Origin of the sequence: Pseudoalteromonas rubra (assembly GCF_004212645.1) — a bacterium.
In the GTDB taxonomy this organism is placed as follows: domain Bacteria; phylum Pseudomonadota; class Gammaproteobacteria; order Enterobacterales; family Alteromonadaceae; genus Pseudoalteromonas; species Pseudoalteromonas rubra_G.
This window is the reverse complement of the sequence record NZ_PPUZ01000068.1, coordinates 1-20,049: the sequence shown is the minus strand read 5'-3', so window position 1 is coordinate 20,049 and position 20,049 is coordinate 1. Positions and strand designations below refer to the sequence as shown.

At 47.0% G+C, this 20,049-nt stretch carries 17 protein-coding genes, 5 tRNA genes and 1 pseudogene; 15 read left to right on the top strand and 8 right to left on the bottom strand.

Annotated features, from left to right (window positions below; genetic code table 11):
- Positions 1–192 (top strand): annotated as a pseudogene (locus tag C3B51_RS23815) (hypothetical protein); the annotation flags it as partial.
- On the opposite strand, the gene C3B51_RS19970 reads toward C3B51_RS23815, so the two are convergent.
- Positions 150–1,394 carry an amidohydrolase family protein gene (locus C3B51_RS19970; protein WP_130246185.1) on the bottom strand — a complete coding sequence of 415 codons (1,245 nt, stop codon included), beginning with the start codon at positions 1,392–1,394 and terminating at the stop codon, positions 150–152. The pseudogene C3B51_RS23815 and the gene C3B51_RS19970 overlap by 43 nt on opposite strands.
- Before the next feature lie 10 nt (positions 1,395–1,404).
- Positions 1,405–2,787, bottom strand: coding sequence for an amidohydrolase (locus C3B51_RS19965; RefSeq protein WP_125717707.1), 1,383 nt, complete (start codon positions 2,785–2,787; stop codon positions 1,405–1,407).
- A gap of 587 nt (positions 2,788–3,374) precedes the next feature.
- Between C3B51_RS19965 and C3B51_RS19960 the strand changes: the two genes are divergently transcribed.
- Positions 3,375–3,734: a DUF3718 domain-containing protein gene (locus C3B51_RS19960; RefSeq protein WP_165389211.1), complete on the top strand. Its 360-nt coding sequence runs from the start codon at positions 3,375–3,377 to the stop codon at positions 3,732–3,734.
- Between the two features lie 76 nt (positions 3,735–3,810).
- On the opposite strand, the gene C3B51_RS19955 is transcribed toward C3B51_RS19960, so the two are convergent.
- A complete protein-coding gene (locus tag C3B51_RS19955; RefSeq protein WP_125717606.1) occupies positions 3,811–4,503 on the bottom strand; it encodes a DUF445 domain-containing protein in 693 nt (230 codons plus the stop codon).
- Positions 4,504–4,637: 134 nt separating this feature from the next.
- Between C3B51_RS19955 and C3B51_RS19950 the strand changes: the two genes are divergently transcribed.
- Both C3B51_RS19950 and C3B51_RS19945 read left to right on the top strand, forming a co-directional pair.
- Positions 4,638–5,492, top strand: a complete 855-nt coding sequence (locus C3B51_RS19950) for a fructosamine kinase family protein (RefSeq protein ID WP_125717607.1) — start codon at positions 4,638–4,640, stop codon at positions 5,490–5,492.
- Between the two features lie 78 nt (positions 5,493–5,570).
- On the top strand, positions 5,571–5,774 hold the full coding sequence (locus C3B51_RS19945) for a CPXCG motif-containing cysteine-rich protein (RefSeq protein ID WP_125717608.1): 204 nt from the start codon (positions 5,571–5,573) through the stop codon (positions 5,772–5,774).
- 21 nt (positions 5,775–5,795) lie between these two features.
- Here C3B51_RS19945 and C3B51_RS19940 read toward each other — a convergent pair whose 3' ends face one another.
- Positions 5,796–6,437 (bottom strand): riboflavin synthase subunit alpha, encoded by a 642-nt coding sequence (locus C3B51_RS19940; protein WP_125717709.1) that lies wholly within the window; start codon positions 6,435–6,437, stop codon positions 5,796–5,798.
- Positions 6,438–6,575: 138 nt separating this feature from the next.
- Here C3B51_RS19940 and C3B51_RS19935 point away from each other — a divergent pair, with 138 nt between their 5' ends.
- The 10 genes from C3B51_RS19935 (at position 6,576) to C3B51_RS19885 (ending at position 14,203) form a co-directional block, all read left to right on the top strand.
- Entirely contained in the window at positions 6,576–7,931 is a 1,356-nt protein-coding gene (locus tag C3B51_RS19935) for an MATE family efflux transporter (protein ID WP_130246183.1), read from the top strand.
- Complete coding sequence (locus C3B51_RS19930) at positions 7,903–8,889, top strand: DUF3080 family protein (RefSeq protein ID WP_130246182.1); 987 nt, start codon at positions 7,903–7,905, stop codon at positions 8,887–8,889. The genes C3B51_RS19935 and C3B51_RS19930 overlap by 29 nt, the downstream gene beginning before the upstream one ends.
- Before the next feature lie 126 nt (positions 8,890–9,015).
- A tRNA-Val gene (locus C3B51_RS19925) sits at positions 9,016–9,092 on the top strand.
- Between the two features lie 33 nt (positions 9,093–9,125).
- Positions 9,126–9,202: transfer RNA gene (locus tag C3B51_RS19920), tRNA-Val, on the top strand.
- A gap of 33 nt (positions 9,203–9,235) precedes the next feature.
- Positions 9,236–9,312: transfer RNA gene (locus C3B51_RS19915), tRNA-Val, on the top strand.
- Between the two features lie 270 nt (positions 9,313–9,582).
- Positions 9,583–9,659: transfer RNA gene (locus tag C3B51_RS19905), tRNA-Val, on the top strand.
- A gap of 156 nt (positions 9,660–9,815) precedes the next feature.
- A tRNA-OTHER gene (locus C3B51_RS23660) sits at positions 9,816–9,901 on the top strand.
- Between the two features lie 236 nt (positions 9,902–10,137).
- A complete protein-coding gene (locus C3B51_RS19895; protein WP_130246181.1) occupies positions 10,138–11,340 on the top strand; it encodes a sugar ABC transporter substrate-binding protein in 1,203 nt (400 codons plus the stop codon).
- Positions 11,312–13,528: an ATP-binding protein gene (locus C3B51_RS19890; RefSeq protein WP_130246180.1), complete on the top strand. Its 2,217-nt coding sequence runs from the start codon at positions 11,312–11,314 to the stop codon at positions 13,526–13,528. Before C3B51_RS19895 ends, C3B51_RS19890 begins: the two co-directional genes overlap by 29 nt.
- 120 nt (positions 13,529–13,648) lie before the next feature.
- Positions 13,649–14,203, top strand: a complete 555-nt coding sequence (locus C3B51_RS19885) for a GNAT family N-acetyltransferase (RefSeq protein WP_130246179.1) — start codon at positions 13,649–13,651, stop codon at positions 14,201–14,203.
- A gap of 108 nt (positions 14,204–14,311) precedes the next feature.
- Here C3B51_RS19885 and C3B51_RS19880 read toward each other — a convergent pair whose 3' ends face one another.
- The 4 genes from C3B51_RS19880 to C3B51_RS19865 form a co-directional block, all read right to left on the bottom strand.
- A complete protein-coding gene (locus C3B51_RS19880) occupies positions 14,312–15,868 on the bottom strand; it encodes a SulP family inorganic anion transporter (RefSeq protein WP_125717614.1) in 1,557 nt (518 codons plus the stop codon).
- Positions 15,869–15,982: 114 nt separating this feature from the next.
- Entirely contained in the window at positions 15,983–16,441 is a 459-nt protein-coding gene (locus tag C3B51_RS19875; RefSeq protein WP_046004338.1) for an Lrp/AsnC family transcriptional regulator, read from the bottom strand.
- Positions 16,442–16,495: 54 nt separating this feature from the next.
- Entirely contained in the window at positions 16,496–17,137 is a 642-nt protein-coding gene (locus C3B51_RS19870) for an MBL fold metallo-hydrolase (RefSeq protein WP_130246178.1), read from the bottom strand.
- On the bottom strand, positions 17,138–18,928 hold the full coding sequence (locus C3B51_RS19865) for a M14 family metallopeptidase (RefSeq protein WP_130246177.1): 1,791 nt from the start codon (positions 18,926–18,928) through the stop codon (positions 17,138–17,140).
- 141 nt (positions 18,929–19,069) lie between these two features.
- On the opposite strand from C3B51_RS19865, the gene C3B51_RS19860 reads away from it, so the two are divergent.
- Positions 19,070–19,900, top strand: coding sequence for an SDR family oxidoreductase (locus C3B51_RS19860; protein ID WP_130246176.1), 831 nt, complete (start codon positions 19,070–19,072; stop codon positions 19,898–19,900).
- The last annotated feature ends 149 nt before the right edge of the window (positions 19,901–20,049 follow it).

Below are 20,049 nucleotides of genomic sequence, written 5' to 3'. Positions count from 1 at the left end.
CATTTAGAACAACTAAATAGCGAAATTTTTGCCTTGTTATCGACGATATTTTCTCGCCTCAAAATGGAACACTTAATTAAGCAAATTGGTATCAAAACACGTTTCCTTGTTAACAAAAAAGGCCCTTGCGGGCCTTTTGAATACCATGATTATTTGGTGTATGCACGCGGCATATCAGAATCAGTGGTATAGCGTTCTCTGAGTTTATCGTGACGTGATTCAGTACTGACCTCTTCACCATTGATCCAGAGTTTATCTAAGGTGGTGCTATACTCGAACGGATCGGCGCTCCAAAGTACCAGATCGGCACGCTGGCCTGATGCGATTTTACCACCATCTAAACCAAACACGTCTGCAATATTGCTGCTGACAGCTTTAAGTGCACCGTCATAACTCATGCCATGAGCAACAGCAATACCGGCGTCGAAGCGTAATTGATACAGGTTATGCGCACCTTCAAAAGCAAAACCAGACAACAGTACTTTTACGCCTGCGCGTTCTAGTTCACCGGCGTTGGTCAGATCAGCGTGTAATGAGCTGAAGCTGGTTGGCAGATTAGAAACGGCACTGATCACAACCGGGACATTGGCTTTGGCAATTTGCTCTTTAACCAGCACGGCATCGTTCACGCCCCACAGGACCAGGTTAAGGCCAAACTGCTCTTTTACTTTAAGGACTTCAAGAATGTCTGATGCGCGCTCAACTTCAACAACCACTGGCATTTCGCCTTTCAAGACTGCCGTCAGCACTTGCTCTTCCTGGCTTGGCTTCTTGGCGGCTTTCTTGTCGTCTTTTTTGGCTTTTTCAGACAGCTTTTGCTGCTGGCCTTCCAGCTTTTCAGTCAGGGTTTTATACTTCATTGCCCGCGAGCCACTGCCGCTTGCATCCATATCTACCACTAAAGCAGTGTGCGTTTTCAGAACACTGTTAAACTCACCCGATAAGTCGACAACAAATGCCAGACCTTCAAAAATGCTTTTGCCACCATGAGGCACGACCACATTCTGCGTAATACCCCCTTTGCGGCCATAAGGAATAAGCGAAGAGCGTGGATTGAATGCCGGGCTGGCATCAAAGTCAACGTCCGCCTTATCATCACCAGCATCTCTGGAGCCAGCGACAGCGCTCACTTCAACCAGTCCCAGCTGGTTCATTGAGCCAATAAAGCCTGGTGTCAACACCCTGCCCTGTGCATCAATCGTAATATCTGCGCTCACGTTCGCTGGGTTGATTGCACTGATGATACCGTCTTCAATAACCACAGTTGCCCCTTCCAGGGTACCCGCGTCAGTCAATGTGTGAACCTTGGCATTAGTGATTGCTGTTATCTGAGCAAACGCGGCAGAAGAAGCTAACAATGCGCTGGTCAATAAAGAAACTTTAAACTTATTCATCATTTACTCCTTAACGCTGACCCAGCATAAAATCACTCACCGCCTGATATTTCTCATCAAAGCGGTCATATACCTTGGCTCCGTCTATGTATACGGTTTCAGCTTTGGAATAAACGCTAAATGGATTGCGATCCCAGATAACAATATCCGCTTGCTTACCTTGTTTCACTGAACCGGTTTTGTCTTCAATACCAAGAGATTTTGCAGCATTGTATGTGATCCACTTGATCGCATCTTGCTCTTTCAGCGAGAAACCAGCTTGGTTCGCGGTATTCATAATTTTAGCCGCCTCGTGGTTAAGGCGCTGAATCGTGGTATCTGAATCGGAGTGAACAACAGCACAGGAATTCTTAACGGCATCTACGATTGCCACGTTTTCTGGTACCATGTCGTACGCTTCCATCTTGAAACCCCACCAGTCCGGCCACAACGCCGCACAGTTGCCGTTTTCAGCAAGCAGATCCGCGACTTTATATGCCTCGATACCATGGTGGAAAGTACCTGCGTGATAATTAAACTCTTTAGAAAGGTCAATCATCATCGCCATTTCTTCGGCTTTATAACAGTGGTTATGGATCAATATTTCGCCATCAAGCACACCGCGAAGCGTATCCATGCGAATATCGCGCTTTGGTGCATCCGGGTTCAACCCAGCAGCATAAGCCGCCTCGTATTGCTCCCAGGCCTGCTTATATTCTGTCGCTTCTGCCCAGGCAGCACGGTATCCCGCCATGTTACCCATGCGGGTATATGGTGCTACGCCTTTGCCACCATAAACACGTTTCGGGTTTTCACCGCAAGCCATTTTCAGACCATACGGCGCACCCGGAAACTTCATGCCCTGCATCGTTGGCGAAGGCACGTTTTTCAGCGTCACGCTGCGACCACCAAACAAATTAGCAGAACCAGGTAAAATCTGTAATGTGGTGATCCCACCTTCACGCGCTCGGTTAAAGCCCGGGTCTTGCGGCCATACAGAGTGCTCAACCCAAACCTGCGCCGTATTGGGCTTAGTAATTTCATTGCCATCAGCGTGGGACTCTACTGACGGACTTGGATAGGCACCGAGATGTGAGTGCACGTCAATGATCCCAGGGGTTACCCATTTGCCTTGCGCATCAATGGTGACATCAGCTTGTACAGACAGATCTTTGCCTATCTGGCTGATTTTACCTTCCTGAAGCAGTACATCCGTGTCTTCAAGTCGCTCTCCTGTACCTGTCAGTACAGTCGCGTTGGTAATTAGAGTAGAGCCTGTGCTGTGAGGCTGATAGGTACTTGGATATGGATTTTTTTCAATGGTGACTTTTTCTTTCTGAGGGCCCTTGTCCTGACACCCTAAAAGAACTGTACTTAATGCAAGTACAATCGCCGTTGGCTTGAATTTTTGCATCATTTTTCTCTTGTTGTTCTGCGTGATTGATCATCCCGCAGACTATTGGCTAACAATTGACGTAAAATTGCAACTGAGTTTCGACAGTTCACAATATAGCTCGGCCATCTGCACATTTCGAGTTTTCTCCCGGCAAGAGAGACTTTCTGTTTTTCTATTCACGGTTTCAAGCGGCCCGATCCTCATGTTCTGAGCTTATTTTGCTCAACGGTACGCAATCAGATACCGCATTAGTTTGCCATCAGAATTTGACTAGAAACGCTGGAGTTTATTCGCTTTGGTATACACCAACGCTGACACACTTGCAGAAGCATAGACATACTTTTGACACAGGTATTAATCTGAGCTCAATCAAACGAAAACATCACTATAATGAAACAAAGAAAAATAGTTAATCGAAAAATAATTGCCAAAAAAAAGCTCGGCATGTGCTTACGTCAGACATAACTATACCATTAAAATCAGATTGTTACTTGAGGTTTTTACAGCAGACATAGTTACTTACATTCGGATATTTCATGGTTACAGTATTTTGCACTATTCGCATTAATACTTATTGTGAGCTTTGTATAAATCTGGAGAAAATCATGAAACTTGCCGCAACTTTACTGCTTTCCCCTGTGCTTCTGGCCACCAGCTTGTCTGCGACTGCCGGAAAAGTTGAATTTGTAGCAGCAGATAACAGTGTTGCAACCCAATTGTGTGTTGCAGTCGGAACCAATCACCGCCTGACGTTGCTAAAAGAGCTAACGGAACATCGCATCAGCAGAGCGATTGTGGCGGACAAACTTACTTGTAACGATATGACAGTGCCTCAGTTTACCAAAAAGTTTGCTCTGCATAAAACGGCGGGGCTGCTCAATATCGACTTTACCACAGACACCTCTATCCGAGATATCGCAATGACTGACAGTAAACAGACAGTCGTTGTGTCCGGGTCAAGATAAATGTGCAAAATGCATGCTGCGCATTGTGACTGACTTCTAACGCCCGTCACGATGCGCCGATTGATACTTAATTCGACTATATCAGCGCCGCAATCAAGCCAAACAAACCACCAAAGACGCCGCCCCATACAACCAGCCAACCAAGGTGGGTATGGATCATATCCTGAATGATGCTCTTGACCATTGCCGGTGTTAGCTCTTCCAGGCGCTCTTCCACGGCGTGCTCAATGGCCGCTTTCACAGCCTCGACAGACTGGCCGCTGCTCAGTAAACCAGACAGTTGCCGCTGGAACTCTGGCCCTTCACTGATCTCAAACAGCGCTTCCTTCATTTTGTCGGTAAAGCTGTCTTTCATCGGTTCAATTGCTTCTTTCCCGCCTACCATGGCTAACATAGCACCGAACTGAGAAGCCTCGATCACCTGCACCAGCTTATTGAACGCAGGTGATAAGTCCGTTTGTGTGATCACGGGTTTAAGGTCCAGCTGGATTTCATTTTTTTTGGCAAAGCTACGTAGCTTGTCATCGTTAAAGAATTCTTCCAGTATCAGCTTGCGAATGGCCGACTTGAACTCTTTGAATTTAATGGTGATCACACCCGAACCGTACAGGCCAGGTACTTTTTCGAACAACATATGAATTGCGAGCCAATTAGTAACAGCACCTGACAAGGCAAACAAGCCCATAGTTAACAATACGTCAAGATGTAACAGCCAGCCCAGCAGTACAACTACAGCGGCCAGGATATTCGTCGCTAAACTTTTACTCATCAGTGCCTCTTATGATCTGAGTATTTTGTTCGGCCGCATATTGTAGTGAATTTAAATCTCTCTACAAGTATTTGTGTTATAGCAAAAATCGACCATAGTTTAGAATATGTGCGGTACTTAACCATGGCGCTACTATGTGGAATCTTGTAAACCAGTATATCAGTGATGCAATCCATGAACACTTCGAGTACACCCGTAAAACGCAATTGCCCAGCAACGCGCATGCACGTTTGTTTAAAATCGAGAATGATCATCACAGTTATCTGGTTAAAGTCGATCATGTTCAAGCGCTGGAGCGCTTTGAGTGCGAAGCCCGTAACCACGATACCCTGATCCGCGATAGTGACTTTCTGGTCGCCGACACCATTACGATAGGCTCAAGTATTGAGTTTTGCTTCTTAGTGCTTGAATGGCTTGAGACCTCGGGAGAGCTTGAAGACTGGTTTAGCTGCGGCACCACCCTGGCCAAGTTACACGCACGCCATGAACAACAAATGTATGGCCTGGAAGAAGACAACTACTTTTTTGATTTAGCACAACCCAACCAGTGGCACAAAAAGTGGGAGGTATTCTTTGCAGAGGAACGCATCGCCTGGCAACTCCAGCTGTTAGCAGAAAAAGGCATTAAGTTGGTCGATATTGATCAATTTGTTGAACACATCAAGCCCATGTTGCCACATCAGGTGGCCCCCTCTTTACTGCATGGTCATTTCTGGCGCGGCAATATCGCCTTTGCACAGGGCAAGCCCTGTTTGTTTTGCCCGTCTTGCTACTATGGTGACAGAGAGGTCGACCTGGCATCCAGTGAGCTCTTTGCCCCCTTGCCCCACGCTTTTTATGAGGGCTACGACAGCATTTATCCACGCCTTGATGGGTACGAAGCGCGTCGCCGTATCTACCAGTTATACCCGCTGCTGTGCCATGCCAATATGTTTGCCGGAGATTACCTGAAACAAGCCGCCAGCCACATTGAAACCCTGTACAAATAAGTGCAACTTTACTGTAATAATCCGCAATGCTGCTATAGTTATTAATGCGAAAAATGGAAAACTCGTTGGAGTAAACTCATGAAGCAGCTGTATGACCAACGTATTAGTTGTCCGCATTGCGGCCACCATATCTTTGTTAGTCTGGACGTCAGCGAGGGCGATCAGGATTACTACGAAGATTGCGCAGCCTGTTGCAATCCAATTCACTTGAATATGCACATTGACTACGCAATTAATAAACTTGAACTGAGGGTAGATTCAGACGACGAGCAAGTGTTTTAACAGGCACTGAGTGTGCCTGTCTTACAACGAGAAATTACCTCGGTTTTTACGCAGATAATGTTCTACGGTGTTCACTGTCGTGTAGGTTTGCTGGTCAACTTCAATATTAAACACATCTCCAACATGGGCTAATCCGATATTGGTCAGGGCCAGCGTTTCCGGGATGAGATGCAACCAGAAGCCATCTTCTTCAAGTTTACCTACCGTTAAACTCGCACCGTTGACACTGATAAAGCCTTTGTACAGGATGTATTTTTTCCATTGTTCTGGTATTGCAAGCTTAATTCGACAATTGTCGGCATCGCGAATAAAAGCCAAGATCGTAGCCTGGCAATGTATATGCCCGGATACAATGTGCCCGCCCAGCTCTGTGCCAAAGGTAACTGAGCGTTCAAAGTTGACCCGATCACCTTGCTGTAACGCACTCAAATTGGTCAACTTGAGTGTTTCGTCAATCACGTCAAAAGACACCTGACCGACGACATCTGCCCCTCTGACCTCAAAGTCAGTCACGGTCAGACAACAACCATTGATTGCGATACTGGCACCATGAGTTAACTTTTCCAAATGGTGGCTGTCGACCGACAGTACCAGTTTCATGATCCCTTCACGTAAAACGGCACTGACCACCGTTGCTTGAGTCTGTACAATTCCGGTAAACATAACGCTCAGATTTTCGAAAATAGTGGCGCGCAGTGTATCGCAAACAGTCATCAGATTAAACAGCCCTTTCATCGGATAAAAGTGGTAAGTTTTTAGGAAGTTATTTAAGATTAACGTTTTAGGAAATCCAGACTCAGTATGAAATTCGCTTTATGGGAAGCTAAGCGCCTGGTACGCCTTGCTACCCCCGTTTTTTTTGCCCAGATCACCTTAGTGCTTATGTCGGTTGTCGACACTATGATGGCAGGACAAGTGAGTGCCGAAGACCTCGCTGCGCTGTCAATTGCAACCGGTACCTGGAACCCGATGATTTTCTCATTGCAGGGGATTTTACTTGCGATCACCAGTATGGTTGCCTATTGCGACGGCGCCAAACAACGTGACGGTATCAAGACCTATTTCCAGCAAGGTATTTACCTGGCTCTGCTGCTCTCTTCTTTGGGCTTTATCGCCAGTGCATTCACGCCTTTGGTCTTTGCACAGATAGGTGCCGCCAGTGCCATTACAACACTGGCACAGCAATATATTGATTTTGTAAAATGGGGCCTGCCTGCCTTTTTATTGTTTTCGGTCTATCGCAATGTAACTGAGGGCGTTGGCAATACCAAAGCCGCTTTGTACATTAGTTTGCTCGGCCTGGCGGTCAATGTCTTTGCCAACTATGTCTTTATTTATGGCAAATTTGGCATGCCGGCCCTGGGTAGTGCGGGATGTGGCCTGGCAACGACGCTGGTGTTTTGGGTGATGGCCATCGCCCAGCTCATCTATAGTTTTTACAACAAATATCTGGACGGTCGTTGGTTAATTAAGGGGTTTGCACGCCCTCATGCTGCTACTCAGTTCCAGATAGTTAAACTGGGTTTGCCCATTTGTCTTGCGACTTTCTTTGAAGTGACCTTGTTCGCCTGTATTCCTCTGTTTATTGCAGACTTGGGGGCAATCGCGGTGTCCGGTCACCAGATAGCCGCCAGTGTCACGACTATCCTGTTTATGTTGCCGCTGAGCCTGTCCATGGCAATCGCGATACGCATTGGCACCTTATCCGGTGAAGGGCACTACTCGCGACTGGTGAATTCGGTCTACACCAGCTTTGTGTGTGCTGTCGTGGTTTCTGTTATTGTTGCCACCTTCACCTTTGTGATCCGCAACGAAATTGCCTGGGTATATACTCAAAACGCCGAGGTTGCAGCACTGGCTTCTGGCATAATCGTACTGGCTTGTGTTTATCAGTTGCCAGACGCCTTGCAAGTTGCCGCCAATGGCGTATTGCGGGGGTTAAAGTACACCAGCCCTATCACCATAGTCACGTTTGTCTCTTACTGGTTGATTGGCTTCAGTCTTGGCTTTGTGCTGGCAAAAACGGATTTACTCGTACCGGCCATGGGCGCAAGAGGATTTTGGGTTGGTATTATCGTCGGCTTAACCTGCGCTGCGATATTGCTACTGTATTTTGTGAGGAAACGCCTTGATACGTTACGTCCTGATCCTGTTTAGCCTCACAATGGCCTCCTGCACTCCGGTGGCCAGTGATACCAATCAGGAATACGCGGACAGACTGGCCCATGTGCTGGACTTGTCGCCATTAAAAGTTGAAAAGCCTGATCCCCTGGCGCCATATAAAGCCTCCAGACCTCAGGCGTCTTTTAAACTCTCTGTTTTACAGCTTGCTAATCTTGGGCACTGCGCACTGGCACAGGACGTTGCCATGCACAATAACCAGCTTGGCAAGCTGGCCGTGCCCAGCGAGGTCTTTAAATATCAACTGCGCTTTATTCAGCTGGCAGACCAATGTGTAGAGGACAGCAGAACCAGCGACCCAGAAGTCAAACAGGTCCTGGCGCAAGCCGCGGCACATAAACGCTCGGCTTTGAGTCAGTATTTCGCTTTTATGCTGTCGGCAGAGGCTGAACTGACTCAATTTAGCAGACTGACATTTGACGAAATCGATAAGCGCGGCACCGATAATGAAATTAAAGCCAACGAAGGCCTGGCCACCTTGGCATCCATCGCTAGCACCCTGTCAACACCAGAAAAAATTGACCCGGAGCGCGTCACGCCCGCCCTCGAGAAACTGAATAACAACCACTATGTTCAGACTTTGCTCACCAGTGCACGCAAGCAAATTGACTGGAACCAAGCGTTAACAGCATGGCTATCGCAAGTCGAGCTACAAACAGCCGTATGCCCTGAGGGAAAAAACAAGCGCAAAGCCGAGATATTACATAATGTATTTAATAAATTTTCGATTTCAACATTGCAACCTTATCAAGCTCAACTCAGTGATCAGCTTCAGGAATTAAGTGACTCTGTGGAAAAAATTTCGGCGGCGATACTCTATCCTCCCTACCCAAATCATGCTAAAGCGCTCATGGATGAACTGAAAACATCGAGCCGACAGCATGCACAGTGGTGGCAGCGCTTTTACAAAGTGTGTAAAGTTGCACCGGTATGAACGAAAAAAGTGCAAACAAACATTAATTTAGCAAATTTACTTGATCCCACAGAACGCTCGCTATATATTAGCGGCCGTTGGCAAGTGACTTAATGCAACAAAACAGTCATATCAGTTCAACATTGTACGACCGTAGCTCAGTTGGTTAGAGCACCACCTTGACATGGTGGGGGTCGGTGGTTCGAATCCACTCGGTCGTACCAACTTATTTAATAAGTTAAAATTCATACCTCAGTACGACCGTAGCTCAGTTGGTTAGAGCACCACCTTGACATGGTGGGGGTCGGTGGTTCGAATCCACTCGGTCGTACCAACTTATTGAATAGGTTAAAACTCATATCTCAGTACGACCGTAGCTCAGTTGGTTAGAGCACCACCTTGACATGGTGGGGGTCGGTGGTTCGAATCCACTCGGTCGTACCAACTTATTCCACAACTTCAATCTCATTTTTCTGTAAGACCCTAGCTCAGCTGGTCAGAACACCACCACTCTCTATGGCCCGGTCCAATGGTCGGTGGTTCGAATCCACTCGGTCGTACCAACTTATTTAATAAGTAAAATTCATATCTCAGTAAAACCCTAACTCAGTTGCTTAGAGCACCACCACTCTCTATGACCCGGTCCAATGGTCGGTGGTTCGAATCCACTCGGTCGTACCAGCTTATTTGATAAGTTAAAACTCATATCTCAGTACGACCGTAGCTCAGTTGGTTAGAGCACCACCTTGACATGGTGGGGGTCGGTGGTTCGAATCCACTCGGTCGTACCAACTTATTCCACAACTTCAATCTCATTTTTCTGTAAGACCCTAGCTCAGCTGGTCAGAACACCACCACTCTCTATGGCCCGGTCCAATGGTCGGTGGTTCGAATCCACTCGGTCGTACCAAATCATTTATTTTATAAGTTAAATCCCATATCCCAGTACTGCTGTAGCTCAGTTGATTAGAGCACCACCACTCTCTGTGACCCGGTCCAATGGTCGGTGGTTCGAATCCACTCGGTCGTACCAAATCATTTTATAAGTTAAATCCCATATTCCAGCACTGCCGTAGCTCAGTTGGTTATAGCACCACCGCTCTCTAAACATTATTAAACTTAGCTCGTTGTTCTCAATTCATCTGTCTATATACTTGCTTATTTCACCTTGCGTAAAAGTCGCGCTAAAGCACGATTTCGTATCACCCGTTTGCTCTGACCTGATATTTTGCTATAAATTAGGTAGCTAATCACATTCTAAGGAAGGTCATGCCCGGCAGGTTATGCATCACTTTATTGTTTTTGTTGATAACAGGCTTATTCTTTTATAGCAGCCTGGGGCATTCTAGGCAGCCAGATCAAAAATCGCTGACCATTGCGATTGGCCTTGAAAACTATGATTTCAAACCTCTGTTTGCACAGTTCACCAAAAAAACCGGGATTGGCGTCAAAGTCGTTGAATTCGAAAACAACTCGCTCAAATCCGAATTGCTGTTAAGGGCCAGCAATAACGCCCTGCCCGATGGCATCATTGTGCCGGCTGATTATATGGGGCTGACGGCACTTGATTTATCAGAAGTACCCGATGACTGGCTCTCAACGCATTTGATAGATCAAGTTCGCCAGAATATCAAAGCCAATGGCACAACACTGGGAGTGCCTATCGTATTTGGTAACCAACTGATGCTCTATTATAACCGCGCACTCGTCAGTGAGCCTGCTCACAGCTGGCAGCAGCTTCGTACGCAACAACAAAAGCTGGGTGTTAACATTAGCTGGAACTATTACGAGATGTACTGGTACAGAGCATTTTTGGGTACTTTCGGCACCTCATTGATTATAGATGGTAACGCTAACTTAGATACACCAGCGATGGTAAACGGCCTGCGCTGGTATAAGTCGCTTAAAGACGAGGCATGGTTGGATGTGGAGTGCGACTACGACTGCACCGTAAATCAATTTTTATCCGGTGAAGTTGCCTATACCATCAATGGCTCCTGGATGTTTCAGCGCTTCTCTGAACATTTTGGCGATAAACTGGGTGTCGCGCAGCTACCCAGTTTGCGCGGTGAGCCTATGCGCTCTTACTTTTCGTCTCACGTTATGGCGTTTCCCGACAACGCCTTATCTGGTAGCAAAAGTGCCGAACTCAGAACACTGTCTGAGTTTTTGCAATCTCTGCCAGTGCAAAGTAATTTATGGTCCTCCATCAATGCGCTACCCGTGGATAAACGTGCGCTGGATATGCTAAAAATACAAGGGATTAGGCAAGTAGAGGCCCTCATTTCTACCCTTGAACATGCTCAGCCCATGCCCAACGAAGCACAAATGGCTTTTGTCTGGGAGGCTATGTTAAAGGGCCTGACACGTCATCTTGCAGGTGTTCTGGACGAACATCAGGCCGCCCATTTTATGCAACACATTGTTGAAAAGTCGATTAGCTATGAGCAAGAAAAAAAGCCTGGTCAGTGAATTACAGCTTAAAGTCGGTGCAATGGTTCTCGCCCTGCTGACCATTGCCCTCGCTCACTTTGCTTACAGTGCCTGGACACAAGCCAATAAAATTGCCGCAGACACGGTTGCACAACGCGCTACCAGTTTGTCGTTAGATATCAAAAACAGGCTCGCCGAGTTTACTTTTCAGGTCGCTCATTATAGTGACCACCGGATCCTGGCGGAACTCCCGCTAAACCTTTTGTATACGCAATACGCGCTCAAAGAAATGCGCGACCTGGTCTACACATCCCCTTTGGTAAAAAGTGTGATGATCAGCGACGGCTCCCCTTATATTGTTGAAGGCTACCCGCTTTATACCCTGCACTGGGCCACGCCCTCCATCATCGAGCATGCAAATGCTGTGATCAATGCCAATGCACGTGAGCTAATGGTGCGCAAGCTGCTGATCAGCAACCAGGAGCTGGGAATTACCGACACAAATGGCGGGACATTATTCATTGCCGTGCCACTGCGCCAAACGCTACCTTCTCTTATCGACCCTTTTCGCTACACCAGCGTGCTATTTTTCGAGCTGGATATCAGCCAGCTCGCCATTGAGCTGGCTGATTATGAATCTTTGCGCATCTTTTCAGATCAACAACTGTGGTTTGATGAGGGAAACGCATTTGAGGGAGGTCTCAATGCAACCTACCCGATTTACGAACGCGGGGATGAAGGCTTGAGCTTGTCTCTCTCGCTTTCTCACCAGCACAGCGCTTATACGCAAGAGATCTTGTATGCCATTATCAGAAGCGGCCTGCTGGCACTGGGCGTATTAATCATTCTCTTTTGGTATCTGGCCTATGTCAGCCGCAAGGTAACAAGCCCCATGAAGCAGCTTGAAAAATACTGTATGTCGCTGACGTCGGGTAACTATCAACAAAATAATGCCAACCTGGAATATGAAGAGCTAAAAACCTTACAAAAAACACTGAATGAGCTAGTGAGTACCGTTAATACCCAGGTGACACAACTGAAGCAAGAAAAGGTACGTGCTGAGCAGTCTGAATTGGCTAAAGCGCAATTTCTTGCCACCATGAGCCATGAGATCCGCACCCCCATGAATGCCATTCTGGGAGTGTTCCAGTTGCTCAGACAACACAACCAAGACCTGGAAGACAGCTCGCTGGTTGAGCAAGGCTATACCTCCTCGCAAACCCTGCTTGCTTTGGTGAATGATATACTCGACTTTTCGAAAATGGAGGCTGGTAAGCTCACGCTCGAAGTGCTCGCGGTTGACATCTTACAGTTATGCCGAGAAGTAATTCAGGAATACCAGCACCTGGCCCGCGACAAACAAGTCGAATTGAAATTGGTCACTGAGTTAAAGCCACAGTTATCAGTCAGACTTGCCGACCCACTGCGGCTTAAACAAATACTGCGCAACTTGCTGTCTAACGCCATTAAGTTTACTGAGCAGGGCCAGGTCACATTGAATATACAGGGAGATAAAACCCAGCTTGTTATCGCAGTCAGTGATAGCGGGATTGGCATGACTGCGACTCAGGTCGCCAGCTTATTTAAGCATTTTCAGCAGGCTGACAGTTCAACCACGCGTAAATATGGCGGCTCGGGGCTCGGACTGGCGATTGTCAAACAGCTGGTGGAGCTGATGCAGGGTGAAGTCACCGTCACTAGTGTTGCAGGTGAAGGCAGCCAGTTTACAATTAGTTTGCCGCTGGTAAGTACCAAGCCGACAGCACAACACTTAACCACTCAAGCTCAGCCGCAAATACCCGACTTACGCGGTGTCAATGTCCTGCTGGCTGAGGATAACCTGATCAATCAGCAAATATTTGCCGCCATGATGAAAAAGACCCACGCCAACCTGACTCTGGCCAATAACGGCAAGCTGGCCATGGATTGCTTTAACGAGGCTCAGCCCGATCTTTTCTTTGTCGATATTCAAATGCCGGTGATGGATGGCATAGAAGTTTGCCAGCAAGTGAAAAATACCGACTACCGTAAACCGCTCATTGCCATCACCGCCAATGTGCTCCCTGAGGATGTCAGCCGCTATCTGTCACTTGGATTCGATGATTTCGTCGCCAAACCAATTGATATGCAGGCACTGTTCGATACCATTACCCGAGTAATGGACAAGCAAGTACAGGCACGGCCAAGCACTACAAAGCTAGATCCCTCAACACTAGATAACAAATGACTCGATAGTGCAATATTGCTCTTCGGTGCCGAGTATTCGCCGTGTTTTAAGAGCCATCACACTATTGGTGGTGTCACAATATATGTTATAAATTGAAAATAAAAGCAACTGGGGACGTATATGGATATGCTATGCGCAGATGACACACTACTGCTTCGACCTTTTGAAGAGTCAGATCTCAAAGCGTTTGCCCGGTACAGAGCGAACCCTGAAGTGGCTCGATTTCAGAGCTGGGACGAGAACTATACGCTGAAAGATGCCACTGCCCTTTTCCAGGCGATGGACTACAGCCGTTTCACAGAGCCGGGACTGTGGTTTCAGGTTGCAATCGTTAGGCGCGCCTCAGGTAAGCTACTTGGTGACCTGGCACTGCACTTTTTACCACAACAGCAAGTTGAAATTGGTTTTACGCTGGCGCCTGAATCACAGCATCAAGGCCTAGCCAGACAGGCACTTCGAATACTGCTGCCGCATTTGTTTTCGAAATACGACATTCACCGCGTGAGCGCACTCACTGATCCCCGCAACATACCTGCTCAAAAGTTGTTGGAGGCTTTGCATTTTCGACGTGAAGCCCATTATGTAAAAAGCCTCTACTTCAAAGGCAGCTGGGTAGATGAGTACAGATATGCACTGTTACGAGAGGAGTTTTTGATACCGGAATCTATCCAATAACATGAAGGCCATCAGTAGCAATATGTAATGAACTGAGCTGTATTTTGCCTGAGCAAAGCTCAACAGGGAAAAGAAAAAGCCCCTCGTAAGGGGCTTGTTTAAATCAGATTACGCCAATTTGTCTGACGCAACTTTATATTTTGGATCTTCTATCACATTCACTTCCACCAGATCTGCCGCTTTTGCCAGCAACTGCTGACAATCCTGACTTAAGTGACGTAAGTGTAACTTTTTACCCGCCTTAGTGTATTTTTCTGCCAATGCATCAATGGCTTCAATCGCGCTGTGATCAGCAACGCGACTGTGCTTAAACTCAATGATCACATCAGCCGGATCGTTTGCAACATCAAATAGCTCAGCAAAGTTCTTTACGGAGCCAAAGAACAACGGGCCATGTAGCTCATACACTTTTGAGCCCTGCTCATCAATGTAATTACTGGTGTAGATATGTTTTGCATGCTCCCAGGCAAAGACGAGCGCAGACACAATCACACCCACACACACAGCGATGGCCAAATCAGTCACCACAGTGACACCAGACACTAATACAATGACAAAGGCATCACTTTTAGGGATACGTTTCATCAGGCGGAAGCTTGACCATTCAAACGTGCCCAGTACCACCATAAACATCACGCCAACCAACGCCGCGAGCGGGATCATTTCAATCAGGCTGGCAGCAAAGAGGATAAATGCAAGTAACAGGACTGCTGCTGTGATACCAGACAGACGGCTACGACCGCCAGAGTTAATGTTGATCATCGACTGACCAATCATCGCACAGCCACCCATCGCACCGAAAACACCACAAGTCATATTTGCGGCACCCTGGCCAATACACTCTCTGTTCGAGTGACCTCGAGTCTCTGTGATCTCGTCAATCAGAGTCAATGTAAGCAGTGATTCAATCAGACCAATGGCGGCCAGAATAAGGGCATACGGGAAAATAATGGTAAAAGTCTCCCAGGTCCAGGGGACCTGAGGAATATGGAATTCAGGGAAACCACCGGCAATGGTCGCATCCAAATTGCCACTCATATCTTTGAGATAATCCAGTACGTTGCGTGTGTCCAGGTCAAGCCCAATTACCAAGCCTGTAACGACCAAAATGGCCGCCAGACTGGAAGGTACCGCCGTTGTCAGTTTTGGCAGAAAATGAATGATTGCCATGGTCAGAGCAACCAGACCAGCCATGATGTAAAGCTGCTGCCCCTGCATCCATTGTAATGTGCCAGATTCATCCATTACTTTAAACTGACCAAGCTGAGCTAAAAAGATGACTATCGCCAGACCATTCACAAAACCCAGCATCACCGGATGCGGTACCATGCGAATAAACTTACCCAGTTTAAACACCCCAGCGAGGATCTGCAGTACCCCCATTAGTAGCACAGTGGCAAACAGATATTCTACACCATGTTCAATCACAAGGCTGACCATCACAACCGCCAGTGCGCCGGTTGCGCCAGAGATCATACCCGGGCGGCCACCAAAAATTGAGGTGATTAAGCCCACGATGAATGCGGCGTATAAGCCGACTAATGGATCGACATGCGCGACAAACGCAAATGCGACAGCTTCGGGTACCAACGCCAGTGCGACGGTTAACCCCGACAGTATGTCGTTCTTAGCAGAGCTGGGCGCCTTGCTGATTAGATTAAACATTTAAATCCCCAAGATTTTATTACTACGACAGAAAAGCGCTGGATCCTAGCAAAATCCAGCGCTTTTAACAAATGAGATACATTATAGTTGAGTTTCGGGTCTGATGTATGACAATCAGATTGGCAGGGCTGTGGTCCGCTTAACACACGTCATGGTGACGTTTGAGTGTACTTCCTGAACATATTCCAGGTTCAGCAGGTTATCTCTTACAAATTGCTCATAACCTTCTATGCCACGCGAAATAATGCGCAGCATAAAGTCCATTGTGCCTGCCATGGTATAGCACTCAGTGACTTCATCATAGCTCATGATCAACTTTTCGAATTCAGAAAGGTTATTACGGCCATGGTTTGATAATTTTACGTGGGCATAAACCAGCATATCAAAACCAAGCTGCTTTTCATCCAACAATGCAACTTTGCCCTTGATATACCCATCTTGCTCGAGTTTCGCAATGCGGCGCCAGCACGGTGACTGCGACAGCCCCACTTTATCGGCTATTTCAGCCGTAGACAGACTTGCATCTTGCTGTAACAGCGCGAGTATTTGACGATCAACCTGATTTAATGACATATTTTTCTTAATTTTTAATTAGTTAAATGAATAAAGTGCCGATAGACTCAGTTATCAGCCAAACCGCCCGCTCATAAAAGGATTATGGCGCTGTTCATAACCAATCGAGGTATCTTCCCCGTGGCCACTCATTACCCGCGTTGCCTCTGGCAAGGTGAATAACTGAGTTTCTATAGAGCGCTTTAACAGTGCCGCATCCCCTTTCGGAAAATCCGTTCTGCCAACAGACCCTTTGAACAACACATCCCCGACCACCACAGTGGCACTTTGTGGCTCATAAAACACTACATGGCCCGGCGTGTGGCCAGGGCAATGACGCACTTCTAATTTTAATTCACCCAGTTCCACGCAGTCACCGTGTTCTAGCCAGCGGTTTGGAAAAAACGCTGCGTGTGGTGCAAAGCCAAACATCTGAGCCTGCATTGGCAATGCATCAAACCAGAACTTATCTTCGCGCTGCGGGCCGACAATATCAACCCCTAATGCATTAGATAAGGTTTCACTGGCACCCACATGATCCAAATGGCCATGAGTGAGCAAAATCATTTCAACATCAAGTGCGCGTTCCTTTATGACAGACAATAGTTTATCAACATCGCCTCCCGGGTCAACCACTGCACACTGCCCCGTGACTGGGCAGCAAATTATCCTGCAATTTTGCATAAATGGCGTAACGGGTATGGTAATTACCTGCATCTATTTTTCCTTAAAGGACATGAGGATCGGATATTTCAAATAAGCCTGATCGTAATAAGGTGTGCGCTGATAGAGCCATTCCATACGCGCTTTAGGATCGTTTGCAAAGGCTTTATCCTCGCTGATCTTCTTGTCAAACGCCAGAGCCATTGCCGGATTGTCTTTTAACATTTTCCGGGCAAAAGGTTCAAGCGCATAATTTTCAACGTACTCGGTGCGCTGGAATACACCTGGGAAATCGCCCCAGGCAAACAGCGAATCAGGCGCACTCGGATGAAGCAAATGTGTAGCAAGCTCTCCGCCAGCCTGCTGCGTAGACACCCTAAACCAGCCTGACAAACTCAGAGTTGCAGGTACAGCTTGCTGCTCGAATTCGGCACTGACACGAAAGCGCCCTTCAAAGGGGGCATCTGCAAACTTGTAAGACTTAATAGCAAGCTGAACAAGGTCATCAGCCAGCACATCAGTATTAAGCTGCTCTACGGTAATGCCATGCAGCTTTAACTTGTCCACTGTATTTGTGTACGCTGGCGGAATATAAAACGCATTGGGTACTTTTACTTTGCGTTTTTCTACTTTTTGCCAGTATACAGGCAGCTGCTCGTAAAGCTTAGGCTCTCCCAGATACTTAGCCTCCATTTGCCCTGACAACGCACTTTCGAAGCGCTTGTAGGCAATACCCTTAAAAGCAATAGGATCTGGCTTTTCAGCGTAGCTGCGCTCAACAACCAGTTCATCCGGCACAAAGTGTTGCTCAGTTTCAACCGCTTTGGCCAGCGCTTGCTGATGTTCAGCCAGTGCGTCTATGACACCATCGACAAAAACATAGGTTCCCAGCACGCGCTGCTTATAAGGTTTAAGTGAGTGATTCTCCAATAAGATGCTTGGCAATGCCTTGATGTCGGCCCAGCCATTTGAAAAACGGGGACTGGCAACCCAGCCAGCAAGACCTTTCTTGAAGTCCCGCTTATCCATCACAAATACCAGAGGACCAGGCTCATGGCCTTGCTCACGCAACTTCTCGTCTATCATTGGGGTAAAGTGCTGCTCAAGCACTTTTGCAACCGCTGGTGATTCACTGGCGAAACTAGGGTTAAAACCATAAGTGATATCATATTGATAATCAGCGCCATCGGTTACATGCAAATCCAGATACATAGCGGGTTGATACTGATTAACCACTTGCATGATGGCCCGAACGCCAGGCGTATCTAGTTTGGTGTAGTCACGATTCAGGTTCAGGTTCAGCCCATTAGTACGATAACCCATGAGCGCAGGGCCGCGCTGATTAATACGGTTGTAGGTACTGCGCCTTTCATGACCATCGACATTCAATATGGGGATAAACAAAAGGTTTACTTTATTCAGAATATCGCGCCGTTTGCCAGTCGCAATGTCGCGCAAAAGCATAAACATGGCATCTTTGCCATCAATTTCACCCGCATGGATCCCAGCCTGGATCAGTAACGTCGGTTTATTGTTATTTTTTATCATCGCCGGACTGAACTGATTGGCTTCTGAGGCGACCAGCATTTTAATATCGCGCCCTGCGTCACTACGCCCTATGGTAACGGCCTTAAACTGAGTTGGATTTGCGGCAACCAAACGGTCGATAAATGCCATCGTTTTTGCATAGTCAGGGCTTTCCAGGCCCTTGCTCAGTTCAAAATCTGTGGTGAGTGGCCCCTGCTCCTGCATCAGGCCAACACTTTTTCCTTGCCAGTCTTGTAACGGTGGTAAATGACTATTCAGATTTACTGTTGCACTTAGCAAAACAATGCCTAAATTCATAAACAATCTTTATTTTTATCTATCGATATGATGATTATATCAATATTTAAATTAACAACTTACAATGTGCGGTGATTCTACAAAAATTCACAGTTAATCGCGAGCTGACTTTTTACAGTGCGAAAAAACATGGATAAACACATGACAAAATCGATTTTAATCACCGGATGCTCCACCGGCATTGGCTATTACTGTGCAAAAGCACTCCAGGATGATGGCTTTCGCGTTGTGGCTTCAGTGCGCAATCCTCAACACTTGACACGCTTTGAAGCACTGGGGATCCCTTGTATCATTTTAGACTTGGCCGACGATGCCTCAATTAAACTGGGCTTTGATGAGGCTGTTGCACTTTGCGACGGTAAACTGGACGCCCTATTTAACAACGGCGCCTATGGTCAGCCTGGTGCAGTCGAAGACTTGCCCACGGACGTGTTACGCGCGCAATTTGAAACGAACTTATTTGGCTGGCATACCCTGACGTGTCTTGCCGTTGCTCATATGAGAGCCCATGGCGATGACAGCCGCATTATTCAAAACTCATCGGTGCTGGGTTTGGTTGCTCTGCCGTACCGGGGGGCTTATAACGCCAGTAAATTCGCACTAGAAGGCTTAACTGACACACTCAGAATGGAGCTAAGTGGCTCCAATGTTCAGATAAGCCTGATAGAGCCCGGTCCCATCGTATCCGAATTTCGCCGCAATGCACGCGTCGCCTTTGAACAGCACATCGAGATTGCAAACAGCGCGCACAAAACCGAATACGAGGCACAACTAACTCGCCTGAACGCTCAGTCTGCACCGCAAAAATTTACGCTGGGGCCAGAGGCCGTCTATGACAAATTGCTACATGCGCTCACAGCAAAACGCGCTAAACCGAGATATTATGTGACCTTCCCAACTTATCTGATGGGGTATCTTAAACGCCTGCTCAGCTCAGCCTGGCTGGACAAGGTTTTGCTAAAAAATAGGTAATAATACCAATTTCACTAAATACCTGTTCAATTTGACGGAGCAAATATGACGCTAACTGTGTTAAAAATTTCTCATTTAGAACAACTAAATAGCAAAATTTTTGCCTGGTTATCGAACATATTTTCTCGCCTCAAAATAGAACAGATCGG

What these genes read in the sequence shown, in the direction of transcription:
- C3B51_RS19880 (WP_125717614.1), bottom strand. Translation starts at nt 15,868, where the DNA reads ATGTTTAATCTAATCAGCAAGGCGCCCAGCTCTGCTAAGAACGACATA.
- C3B51_RS19860 (WP_130246176.1), top strand. Translation starts at nt 19,070, where the DNA reads ATGACAAAATCGATTTTAATCACCGGATGCTCCACCGGCATTGGCTAT.
- C3B51_RS19960 (WP_165389211.1), top strand. Translation starts at nt 3,375, where the DNA reads ATGAAACTTGCCGCAACTTTACTGCTTTCCCCTGTGCTTCTGGCCACC.
- C3B51_RS19970 (WP_130246185.1), bottom strand. Translation starts at nt 1,394, where the DNA reads ATGAATAAGTTTAAAGTTTCTTTATTGACCAGCGCATTGTTAGCTTCT.
- C3B51_RS19945 (WP_125717608.1), top strand. Translation starts at nt 5,571, where the DNA reads ATGAAGCAGCTGTATGACCAACGTATTAGTTGTCCGCATTGCGGCCAC.
- C3B51_RS19965 (WP_125717707.1), bottom strand. Translation starts at nt 2,787, where the DNA reads ATGCAAAAATTCAAGCCAACGGCGATTGTACTTGCATTAAGTACAGTT.
- C3B51_RS19890 (WP_130246180.1), top strand. Translation starts at nt 11,312, where the DNA reads ATGAGCAAGAAAAAAAGCCTGGTCAGTGAATTACAGCTTAAAGTCGGT.
- C3B51_RS19895 (WP_130246181.1), top strand. Translation starts at nt 10,138, where the DNA reads ATGCCCGGCAGGTTATGCATCACTTTATTGTTTTTGTTGATAACAGGC.
- C3B51_RS19935 (WP_130246183.1), top strand. Translation starts at nt 6,576, where the DNA reads ATGAAATTCGCTTTATGGGAAGCTAAGCGCCTGGTACGCCTTGCTACC.
- C3B51_RS19875 (WP_046004338.1), bottom strand. Translation starts at nt 16,441, where the DNA reads ATGTCATTAAATCAGGTTGATCGTCAAATACTCGCGCTGTTACAGCAA.
- C3B51_RS19940 (WP_125717709.1), bottom strand. Translation starts at nt 6,437, where the DNA reads ATGTTTACCGGAATTGTACAGACTCAAGCAACGGTGGTCAGTGCCGTT.
- C3B51_RS19870 (WP_130246178.1), bottom strand. Translation starts at nt 17,137, where the DNA reads ATGCAGGTAATTACCATACCCGTTACGCCATTTATGCAAAATTGCAGG.
- C3B51_RS19955 (WP_125717606.1), bottom strand. Translation starts at nt 4,503, where the DNA reads ATGAGTAAAAGTTTAGCGACGAATATCCTGGCCGCTGTAGTTGTACTG.
- C3B51_RS19950 (WP_125717607.1), top strand. Translation starts at nt 4,638, where the DNA reads ATGTGGAATCTTGTAAACCAGTATATCAGTGATGCAATCCATGAACAC.
- C3B51_RS19865 (WP_130246177.1), bottom strand. Translation starts at nt 18,928, where the DNA reads ATGAATTTAGGCATTGTTTTGCTAAGTGCAACAGTAAATCTGAATAGT.
- C3B51_RS19885 (WP_130246179.1), top strand. Translation starts at nt 13,649, where the DNA reads ATGGATATGCTATGCGCAGATGACACACTACTGCTTCGACCTTTTGAA.